The sequence below is a fragment of the bacterium genome, assembly GCA_037128595.1.
In the GTDB taxonomy this organism is placed as follows: domain Bacteria; phylum Verrucomicrobiota; class Kiritimatiellia; order CAIKKV01; family CAITUY01; genus JAABPW01.
Genome location: JBAXWB010000021.1, coordinates 79,772 through 88,892 on the forward strand (window position 1 = coordinate 79,772; position 9,121 = coordinate 88,892).

8 protein-coding genes and 1 tRNA gene are annotated in these 9,121 nt (G+C 51.3%); 5 read left to right on the forward strand and 4 right to left on the reverse strand.

From position 1 onward, the window contains the following. Window positions 1-11 precede the first annotated feature (11 nt). Both WCS52_13425 and WCS52_13430 read left to right on the forward strand, forming a co-directional pair. Window positions 12-1,007 (forward strand): hypothetical protein, encoded by a 996-nt coding sequence (locus tag WCS52_13425; protein MEI6168183.1) that lies wholly within the window; start codon window positions 12-14, stop codon window positions 1,005-1,007. 8 nt (window positions 1,008-1,015) lie between these two features. Next, window positions 1,016-1,711 (forward strand): hypothetical protein, encoded by a 696-nt coding sequence (locus WCS52_13430; protein MEI6168184.1) that lies wholly within the window; start codon window positions 1,016-1,018, stop codon window positions 1,709-1,711. Between the two features lie 51 nt (window positions 1,712-1,762). Here WCS52_13430 and recO read toward each other — a convergent pair whose 3' ends face one another. The 3 genes from recO to WCS52_13445 form a co-directional block, all read right to left on the reverse strand. Further along, on the reverse strand, window positions 1,763-2,521 hold the full coding sequence (gene recO, locus WCS52_13435) for a DNA repair protein RecO (GenBank protein MEI6168185.1): 759 nt from the start codon (window positions 2,519-2,521) through the stop codon (window positions 1,763-1,765). Window positions 2,522-2,574: 53 nt separating this feature from the next. Continuing rightward, the gene (gene ybeY / locus WCS52_13440) at window positions 2,575-3,093 is read right to left on the reverse strand and encodes an rRNA maturation RNase YbeY (GenBank protein MEI6168186.1); all 519 of its coding nucleotides are present in this window, start codon (window positions 3,091-3,093) and stop codon (window positions 2,575-2,577) included. Between the two features lie 66 nt (window positions 3,094-3,159). Then, complete coding sequence (locus tag WCS52_13445) at window positions 3,160-4,695, reverse strand: HDIG domain-containing metalloprotein (protein MEI6168187.1); 1,536 nt, start codon at window positions 4,693-4,695, stop codon at window positions 3,160-3,162. Between the two features lie 75 nt (window positions 4,696-4,770). Here WCS52_13445 and WCS52_13450 point away from each other — a divergent pair, with 75 nt between their 5' ends. The 3 genes from WCS52_13450 (at window position 4,771) to WCS52_13460 (ending at window position 7,443) form a co-directional block, all read left to right on the forward strand. Next, a complete protein-coding gene (locus WCS52_13450) occupies window positions 4,771-5,901 on the forward strand; it encodes a hypothetical protein (protein ID MEI6168188.1) in 1,131 nt (376 codons plus the stop codon). Window positions 5,902-5,961: 60 nt separating this feature from the next. Next, window positions 5,962-6,037 (forward strand) — tRNA-Thr (locus WCS52_13455). Window positions 6,038-6,243: 206 nt separating this feature from the next. Then, on the forward strand, window positions 6,244-7,443 hold the full coding sequence (locus WCS52_13460) for a tyrosine-type recombinase/integrase (GenBank protein ID MEI6168189.1): 1,200 nt from the start codon (window positions 6,244-6,246) through the stop codon (window positions 7,441-7,443). A 170-nt stretch (window positions 7,444-7,613) separates the two neighbouring features. Here the strand turns inward: WCS52_13460 and WCS52_13465 are convergent, their stop codons facing one another. Then, window positions 7,614-8,621, reverse strand: coding sequence for an integron integrase (locus WCS52_13465; protein ID MEI6168190.1), 1,008 nt, complete (start codon window positions 8,619-8,621; stop codon window positions 7,614-7,616). Window positions 8,622-9,121: the final 500 nt, after the last annotated feature.

Here is a 9,121-nt window from a genome sequence, read left to right on the forward strand (position 1 = left end):
GGGGGGATAATATGAGAAATCAAATTTCGAAAATAGTTCTGTTGCTATTAACATCAGCGGTTGGATCAGTTGAGTCTGAGCAATTGCCTGCGTTGGAAAAACCAGCAGCTAATCTGTCGGAAAAGTGGGAAACCAACGCTTCAGGGTGGGGCGTAGAGACCTATAGCGCCGCAAGATGTGGGTGGACTAATCAGGCATTGGGTGTCTGCCTTTTGCAGGATCCGGGGGATGGGTTTGCTCATCAGTTAAAACTGGTCGCGAAACTCACTGCTTCGCAAGGGATATTTATTGGGGACTATTCAAGGATTGAAGCGTTTGCCTTCGATTTGCAAAAAAACAATTTAACGCTGAGCCCGGTGTTGTATTTTAAGGCAATCTCTGGGGCGATATGGCAATATCCTCTTTTGGGGATCGGCGAAAATGGCCAAAAGTCGAGTGTGAGTATACCGTTTGCTTATTCCGCGAAATGGTCGGGGGGTAATGAGTCATATTTCAACATCGACAAAACTAATATTACTGAAGTTGGATTTCTACTGAATCGGGGCGCTAATGATGTCAATGCTCAAGATTTCTCGGTTGACAACTTTAAATTAGTGGGAGCCTGGAGAGGGCCTTTCAGCAATGGGGTGCCTCTTGCTTGGCTCATGGAATATGGATTAACTAATGATTTTGCAACGGCTGGCGAGGCTAACAGTGATGGAGATGCATTCAGCAATGCGGATGAATTCCTTGCGGGTACTGATCCAGTAAATTCGAATTCATTTTTCAAAATCAGAATCGAACGAAATGATAAAGGCAAAATGGTCGTTCGGTGGACCGGTAATCGTGACGTGAAATTCTCATTGCTTGAGAGTGATAGTCTAAACGGGAATGGCGGGTTTTCAGAGAAAACCAATATGATTCCTAATACTGTTAAGACGGAGGAAGTCGAAGTTGATCAGGTAGAAAGTAGTACTAAATTCTACAAGGTAATGATTTCAACAAATCCGGTGGCACCCGTAAATTGAGGGGAAGTATGAATAAAATAATTAAAAATCTTGTTGTGATAGCGGTGTTAGGGTCAGCGGCGATTAAGGCAGATGCAGTGCCTTCTTTGGGTGAAGTTTGGGGAACAACTGGAGGTAGCCCTAATCCGGTGTGGGTGGCTACGCCTGAGATTGGGGGCGCCACTACAAATGGCGGAGTGTCAACTGTAGCTTTGACATTGAGCGGAATTAATCCAAAGGGTTCGTTGGGCGCAACTAGCGCAGCTTACGACGGGAGCTATTTGGCCTATGGCTCAGCTCTGAATATGACGTTTACATTGCAGTCAACTCATGTTCCGAACAATACCCAGGGTTATGGTTTGCAGTTCTATTTCAAGTCAGGGTCTGATATCTGGTATGCAACGGGATTAGACTATGTAACTGGGCTTGGACCGCAAACATATAGTTTTAACATCGGGTCTGAATCTGTTTGGGCTGCGGGGGGAGTAAATGCTCAGACCTGGGCGCAAGGCTTTGGCGATGTTACTGAAATAGGATTCGATGTTTTAGGAGCGAATTACAATGGAAATCAGACGTTTACTTTTTCTGGCATGGAGCTTACTCAGGTTGTCCCCGAGCCGGAAACCGTCTGGATGATCATGATGGTGCTGGCTTCGCTTGCGCTTACTTTCCGCGGGCGTTTGGGCGGGATTGCTGCTCAGGTGAAAGCGCGTATTAAAGCCTGATGTTGATTTGGATTTAGCTAAAGGCCGGACTTGAAAAAGTCCGGCCTTTTTTTATCCCATCAAGCTGCTGACAATGTCTCGTGAGCGAGAAGACTGCAAGTGGTAGTGGATAAAGGCGCTCAGGAGTTTGTTGGCTGATTCGGCTTGCCTGGGCGTACAAATGGTGCGTTTGGCCATGGCGGGCGTATCAGTGTTTTCCCACCCCTTCAACATTCCCAGAATGTCGTGTGTCAGGGGAATCGTCAGGCTGTCATGCACTCTATGGCAGTGGGCACACACCAATCCACCTCTTGATATTGAAAACCATGTGGGCCGGTCATTAGGGAATGACGGCGTGCCGCAATTAAGGCAATTTGACAGTTGAGGGGCGACGCCAAGGTGTTTCAGCAGTTTTAACTCTGACCAGTTCATCACCGTTTCCGACGTCCCTTGGTTTGCGAGGAAGTCCAGTGTCTGTTCGGCCCAGTTGAAGAGGGCGGGGCTGGCGGCGTCAGGCGGCGTCAGGCGGCTCAGGAGGTCGCAGAGGTAGGAGGCCGTGATTGAGGCGCGCCAGTCGGTTCTGAAGGCCGTTCTCGGGGCGATGGGCGAGCATTCCTTGAGGATGTGTAGGGAGCTGTGTCGGCTTTTATAGAAAAGTAGCTCACAGGTGTAAAAGCAGTCATATTGACCAATCAAATTGTTTTTGATGCGCTTGGCGCCCTTGGCCAGCGTCACCGTTCGGCCATAATCAGGGGTGAGCCAGGTAATCACCTGAGAGGTTTTTGAAAAGGGGTCCAACCGAAGCACCACTCCTGTAGTCTTAATGATCATGCGATTATCTGGCTATAGGGTTGCTTTATCCCCTCTCCCCTTGAGGGAGAGGGCTAGGGTGAGGGGTGTTTTGCCGAAGAGGGGGAGGATTGCCGAGGCTTGTTTCCCCGCTGAAATAAATTATCACAAAGGCCATCGTGTTTGGCATCCTTTAACCAGCGTAACTCTCTTCGCCGCATCTGTTGGCGGTGTTTCGGGGTATCGTCATCTGCGCCGGATAGATGGTCACACCCGTGGGCCAGGTAAAGGGCCAATTCGCGGTCAGCCCCCTTATAGGCTGGCCCCAGTCGGCAGGCTAATTCGACATTGATGACCACTTCGCCGTTCATTTCACTCTCTGAATCACCTGGCATTGGCTCAAAATTGAAACTGATCACATCAGTGGCGTAGTCATGGCCGAGATGGTTCCGATTAACTTCCTGTGATTGCCGGTCGTCCACTAGCACTACTGACACCTCTCCCCACGCCATCCTTGCCCGTTGGCCTGATCTATCCAGTAATAACTTTGCCAACTTCCGTATCGCCAGTATCTTGATTTTCCTGCGTTGAAGATTTGTGACAGAAACATGCATTTTTTTAATAAGAAGGCCGATAAATCTTCAGAAATGAACTCAGCAACTGAACAACCCGACAACTCATCAACTTTTCTTCTCTGCGTCCTGCTTCGGATAGGCGATCCGGGAGTGAAGCATATTGGACAGGCAGAACACAAAGGCCCGCTTGACGCGGGATAGCTCCTCCAACGTCATTTCGCAGTCATCGAGCTGACTGTCCTCGACGCGGGCGTCTACCATCCGGTCCACCAGTTCCGAAATGCCCGAGGCGGTGGGTTTTTCAAGGGAACGGGAGGCGGCCTCAACAGAGTCGGCTAACATGATTATGGCCGCCTCTCGGGACGTGGGTTTGGGGCCGGGATAGCGGTAGCTTGATTCATCCACAACCGTTCGGCTTCTGCCGGAAGCGGTTTGGGGCTCCGCCTGGGCCAGTCGGCCGGCCTTGTGATGGAAATATGTCACCAATCCGGTTCCCTGATGCTGCTGGATGATGTCAATGACCGCGCGGGGTAGCTTATAGAGCATGGCGAGGGTTATCCCATCTTTGATGTGCGACATGACCAGCAGGGCGCTCATGCTGGGTGCCAATTCATCATGGGGATTCTGGCCGGTGCGGATGTTCTCGGTGAAATAGTCGGCCTTGGTGATCTTGCCGATGTCGTGGAAATAGGCGCCGACTCTGGCCAGTACTGAATTCGCATCAATCTCATCCGCCGCAGCCTGGGCCAGATTGGCCACCATCAGGCTATGGTGGTAGGTGCCAGGGGCCTCGAACGCGAGCCGTTGCAGCAGGGGGTGGGCCAAATCCGACAGTTCCAGAAGGGTCATCGTGGAGGTGAGGCCGAAGAGGGCCTCACACACCGGTAATAACAGCAGAACCAGAAGGCCCGCGATCAGGCCCCCCGCAATGCTTGCTCCGATCAGGTTGGACAGTTGCATAGCCTGGGAGGGAATACGGTCAACGAGTACACCGAGACTTGCAACCTGAAAAATCCCGATCAGGAAACCGATCCGAATCACCTGTGTTCTGCGTCTGATACGCTTAAGCCATCTTGCGGAGGCGGCGGTGGCAATGAGCCCGGCTATCAGGATAGGGATACTGCCGTTCCCGATAATAAAACAGACCAGAGTGGTCCAGAGGCCGGCCACGATGGCGGCGCCCCCGCCCAGTAATACCCCGGTGAGTAGAGGGGCAAGTGCGAAAGGAATTAGCATTGCCGTGGTGCCCCTGGCGAGAACCGGCCAGTGATCAGTCATTTGGATCAGGAGACTGCCGGGAACAATGGTTGCCAGTGCGCTCATGGCGAGAAGCAGCAGGTGGGTGTTGCTTTTAATGACTTTAGGGGCCAGCACCCGCAACATCATGGCCGCCACGAAGGTGATAATGATCAGGAAAAGCTCATTGCCGGAATTGGCAAGGGCCTGCTTAAAAGCGCCTGTTTTTTCGCCAGGACCGGTGCATAAAAGCAGAACGGCCGCACCCCAGAGCGAAGTGCCGATCAGCAACGAAATGGAGGGGCGATCCCACCAGCCGATGTCGCCATCCTGCGTTTTCCGCCCCGAATCTTTGTAGCGTTCTTTAAGCCGCCGTGACCTGAATTTTGATAGCCAGTGATTCATGTATTGCTGAGCCCGTGACAAATTGGAGCCGAACTGATACAAGCATTAATACATTTTTGGAGCCAACTGGCAAGAATGAGTAACCGGAAACACGCATATCTATTTGTGGGGGATGATGAATACCCTCTTAACCTGGCCGCCCGGCAGTTGGTCAACACCCTTGTGCCTCCTGCGGATCAGGCCTTCGGGCTTGAGGTCATCGAGGGCCGGGCGGATTCGGTGGATGATGCGCTTGCGGTGACCCGGCGCTGTCATGAGGCCCTCGTGACCCCCGGATTTTTAATGACGGGCGATAAGGTCATCTGGTGGAGGGGTGTTTCGTTTCTGGATGCGCCAACGGATAAGGATGAAGCCGCGCCGGAGAAGTCAAAAGGATCAACGGATGACAATGACCGGGTGAAGGAGGCCGTTAAAGGGCTTGCCGCGGCGCTGCAGGCCGGACAAGGCGGGACCACCGTATTACTGGTCACGGCCCCCAAAGTGGATAAGCGTTCCTCGTTCTATAAGTTGTTCTCGACTCGATATGAGGTGCGGGAGTTTTTTCTGCCCGACAAAGGATATCTTGTTGAGCGGGTGGGGCGTGAAAAAATCAATGCCGCCTTCCGTGAGTTGGGCGTGACGCTGACGCCGGAAGCGACTGAACTGTTTCTGGCCCGGGTGGGCGCCGACTCCCGGCAGATTTTCATGGAGGCCGAGAAATTGGCTCTGTTTTTAGGGGATCGTCGTCGCGCCACCATTGAGGATGTAAAGATGGTGGTGTCCACGACCTTGACTTCCGTCATGTGGGACCTTCTCGACGCGGTCGGTGATCGAAAATTGCCTGACGCCCTGGAAGTTTTGCGGGATTTGCTGGCGGGGAAAGAAAGTCCCATCGGGATCGTGGCCTCGCTCTCCTCCCGGATGCGGGATTTGGTTTTATACCGGGAGGCTCTGGATAAGGGATGGGTTCACAGTAAAGGGGGCGGGGCGGAATGGGTGGGACTGCCTGAAGAGGTCGCCGAGGTGATTACTGCCATCCTGAAGCGACCGCCCAATACCATCCATTCATTCGTCGTGAACAAGATGGTCCAGCAGGCACGTTGTTATTCAGCCCCTGCGCTGCGTCGTAACCAACGGGTTCTCACGGAAACGTACGAAGCCTTGGTCTCGAGCAACGTGCCTGATCAGACCGTTCTGGAGCTGATGTTGGTCCGGCTGATGACGTAGAAAAAGCGCAGAGTTGACACCGCACCAGTTTTCGATATCTTTTAGCCCACTTTTCATCAGGCCAACATAGCTCAGCTGGTAGAGCAGCGCATTCGTAATGCGCAGGTCGTCGGTTCGATCCCGACTGTTGGCTCCAATTCCATCCTTCCGCAGATACTCGGATTGCGTCAAAAAAGCCCTTATAAGCCAATAAAACAGGCGTTTATTGAATCTCGTATTAAGAGCGTCTTTTGCATTGTGCTACCTAAAAACAAAAATAAACACATCGCAACGCTTCGGTGGTTGTGTTATTTATGCACCAGGTTTATACTCCAGAAAGAGGTTAAGAAAGGCAGGTGCGTCATGAAAGAGATTAAAGGGACATTATTCAAGCGGGCAACTGTCAATGGTAAGACTTCCCAGCTAAAGCCAGACTCGGACCAAGAGGGGAATTTCTATGTCGCTTATGTAGTCCACGGAAAGCGAACCGTAAAAAACCTGAAAACGACGGACTACCTGATAGCAAAATCCCGTTGGGCTGAAGAGAAAGTGAATCTCTTGCCCCGCAATGATACGAAGGAATCAGAAGAAGAATGGCTGAGGAAACAGGCTGAAATCGGTGATCGTGCTAAAGCACTACTTCATCATACAGCGCAATCAGCATCAGACATTCCTCTTGCTGAAGCGTTTGAGCGATATCTTGCAAACCACTCCCGCCCTTCAGGGACTAAAGAGGTTACCTTGGCGGATTATCGAGGGTACTTCAATCGGTTCCTGAAATGGGCTCCGCAGTCGCTGAAATACACGCGGGACCTGACTCGTGAAATATGTGACCAGTATGTATCCGACCTTGAAAAGGGGGACATCCGGTATGGTAAGCTGAGGCCGAAAGACGCATCAACCGTCAATAAACATCTGGTTGTTTTGCGGATTATTTGGCACACACTGCATCCTGACTCTATTAGTCCATGGGCTGGAAAGCATTCATTGAAAAAGCCCAAAGGGGGCAGATATCGCGCACTTTCCTGCAAAGAATGTAAGGCTATCCATAAAATCCTGCCGGGAGAACACAGGACCTTGTTCATGCTTGCATATTCAACCGGACAACGGGTGAGTGATCTTGCGCCGCTGAGCTGGGATGAAATAGATATGAAAAAGAGGATAATCCATGTCATCCCCAAAAAGACAGACGCGCGTAATCAGCCAGAAGTTGATATGCCCATGACAGATCAAGTATATGCCGAACTGTTGAAGATTGGGCCGCAAAAGACGGGATGGGTGCTACAGGGAATTGGTGCCCAATGGCAATATAATCCCCCGAACATTTCGCAGGTGATAACCCGTTATATCAAAAAGGCGAAAATTCCAGATACGAATAAGGGGCATCCATCCCTTCATAGTTGCCGGAAGACATTCGCCTCGATGCTGACGGAGGCCGGCGCGCCGCAACAGGTCATCTCCTACCTGACCAGCCATACCCTGGGCGGGGTGAATGACGACTACAATGAGCCCTTCATGAAAACCTTACGCCGGTGGGTCACGACGGCTATTTTGCCGCTTTGATATGATGCCTTGCCCGTGCCATGAATTTGCCATCTGTTACGGAGGGCTGAGGGCCTAGTCAGTTTTCGGTTAAATAGTTTATGCACCCAATATAAATGTGAAAGCATTCTTGAAATAAATAGTGTCCCTTGCCCAATATCTACTTTGGGGATAGGGACACTACTCAAAAATCAAGAAGGGGGGACTAAAAAGATGTCCAGGGGGCTCCTTACCGCAAGATTCCCTTTGCTCATGACGTGCGTGTAAATCATGGTGGTCTCCACGCTCTTGTGGCCAAGCAGTTCCTGCACGGCCCGTATGTTATAACCGTTCTCCAGCAGGTGAGTGGCGAATGAATGACGGAAGCAATGAGGCGTTACACGCTTATGAATGCCAGTATTTAGTGCCGCTATCCGGAACGCCTTTCTGAGGATGCTATCGTCGACATGCCAGCGCCCCCGCTCGCCTGTCTTAGGGTTGGTGAACAGGTTTTTCTGGGGGAACAGGTATTGCCATCTGAGCTCCTGGCTCGCCTTGGGATACTTCCGGTTCAACGCGTCTGGCAGCACCACCTTGCCGAATCCCAGCGCAAGATCCCGGTCGTGTACGAACTTAACCTTCTTAATGTGCTCTAGCAGACGCGGAATGACACGTTCGGGTAGTATGGTGATGCGATCCTTACAGCCCTTACCGTCCATAATCATGATGCTGCGCCGCTCAGGATCAATGTCCTTGACCCGCAGGTTCATGCACTCGTTCACCCTGAGACCACCGCCGTAGAGCAGTTCGGCCATCAGCTTGAAAGGGTCCTGCATACCTAAGATAACCTGCTGGACTTCTCCCATCGACAGGACGACAGGGATGTGCTTGTGGGTTTTGGCCCGTATGGCATTGATGCCCTGTGGTAGTTCGGTCTCCAGAACCTCTCGGTAGAGGAAGAGGATGGCGTTGAATGCTTGGTTCTGGCTGGAGGCCGAGTAGTGCCGGTCACGAGCGAGGTAGTTGAGGTAGGCCTCGATCTCTGGCTTACCCATCTCGGCAGGGTGGCGTTTTTTGTGAAAGAGGATGTACTTTAGAATCCAATGGCAGTAGATGCTCTCCGTGCTTCGGGAGTAGTGCTTGACCTTAATCCTGTCGCGGACCCTATCCATGAGCTTACGTTCCTGTGGTTTATGCTGGTTTTCCTGCTGTGTTTGCATTGTACTGTTTCCCTTGTTTGCTTGAGATTGGCCCTCTGGGATCCATTTCCAGAAATTTGAATAGACCAACCCCCTTGGTAGAGATTATATTCAGCAACGGCTAGCCTGATAATTGACGGAGCAGGAGCGTGCCTGAATATTGATTAAGGGCAAATAAGCCTGATAAAACCGATGAGTAGGGATGGGTAGTCGTAAGTTCAGATATTTCCCGATTTCAAGATGATAACGGGACAGACGGGTAGCATTATCAAGGGTCCTGGCCGTTGATAACGGGAAGTAGCGGTAGCATTATCAGGGATTGACGGAAGAAGCGTTATTGGGTGTGACTTGTTGGAAATCAAGTGCTTGCATTGAAAATGGCTGTTCCTGATATAAAGCGATAATGGGACAGGATTTGGACGCTGGATCGGTTTATCCTGATAAAACGGGATCGGCATAATAACTAGTTGGGTTTATAAAGAATGAAACCAATCACATGCACACGTCGGTTTGATGAAACA

What these genes read in the sequence shown, in the direction of transcription:
- ybeY (MEI6168186.1), bottom strand. Translation starts at nt 3,093, where the DNA reads ATGCATGTTTCTGTCACAAATCTTCAACGCAGGAAAATCAAGATACTG.
- WCS52_13465 (MEI6168190.1), bottom strand. Translation starts at nt 8,621, where the DNA reads ATGCAAACACAGCAGGAAAACCAGCATAAACCACAGGAACGTAAGCTC.
- WCS52_13460 (MEI6168189.1), top strand. Translation starts at nt 6,244, where the DNA reads ATGAAAGAGATTAAAGGGACATTATTCAAGCGGGCAACTGTCAATGGT.
- recO (MEI6168185.1), bottom strand. Translation starts at nt 2,521, where the DNA reads ATGATCATTAAGACTACAGGAGTGGTGCTTCGGTTGGACCCCTTTTCA.
- WCS52_13430 (MEI6168184.1), top strand. Translation starts at nt 1,016, where the DNA reads ATGAATAAAATAATTAAAAATCTTGTTGTGATAGCGGTGTTAGGGTCA.
- WCS52_13425 (MEI6168183.1), top strand. Translation starts at nt 12, where the DNA reads ATGAGAAATCAAATTTCGAAAATAGTTCTGTTGCTATTAACATCAGCG.
- WCS52_13450 (MEI6168188.1), top strand. Translation starts at nt 4,771, where the DNA reads ATGAGTAACCGGAAACACGCATATCTATTTGTGGGGGATGATGAATAC.
- WCS52_13445 (MEI6168187.1), bottom strand. Translation starts at nt 4,695, where the DNA reads ATGAATCACTGGCTATCAAAATTCAGGTCACGGCGGCTTAAAGAACGC.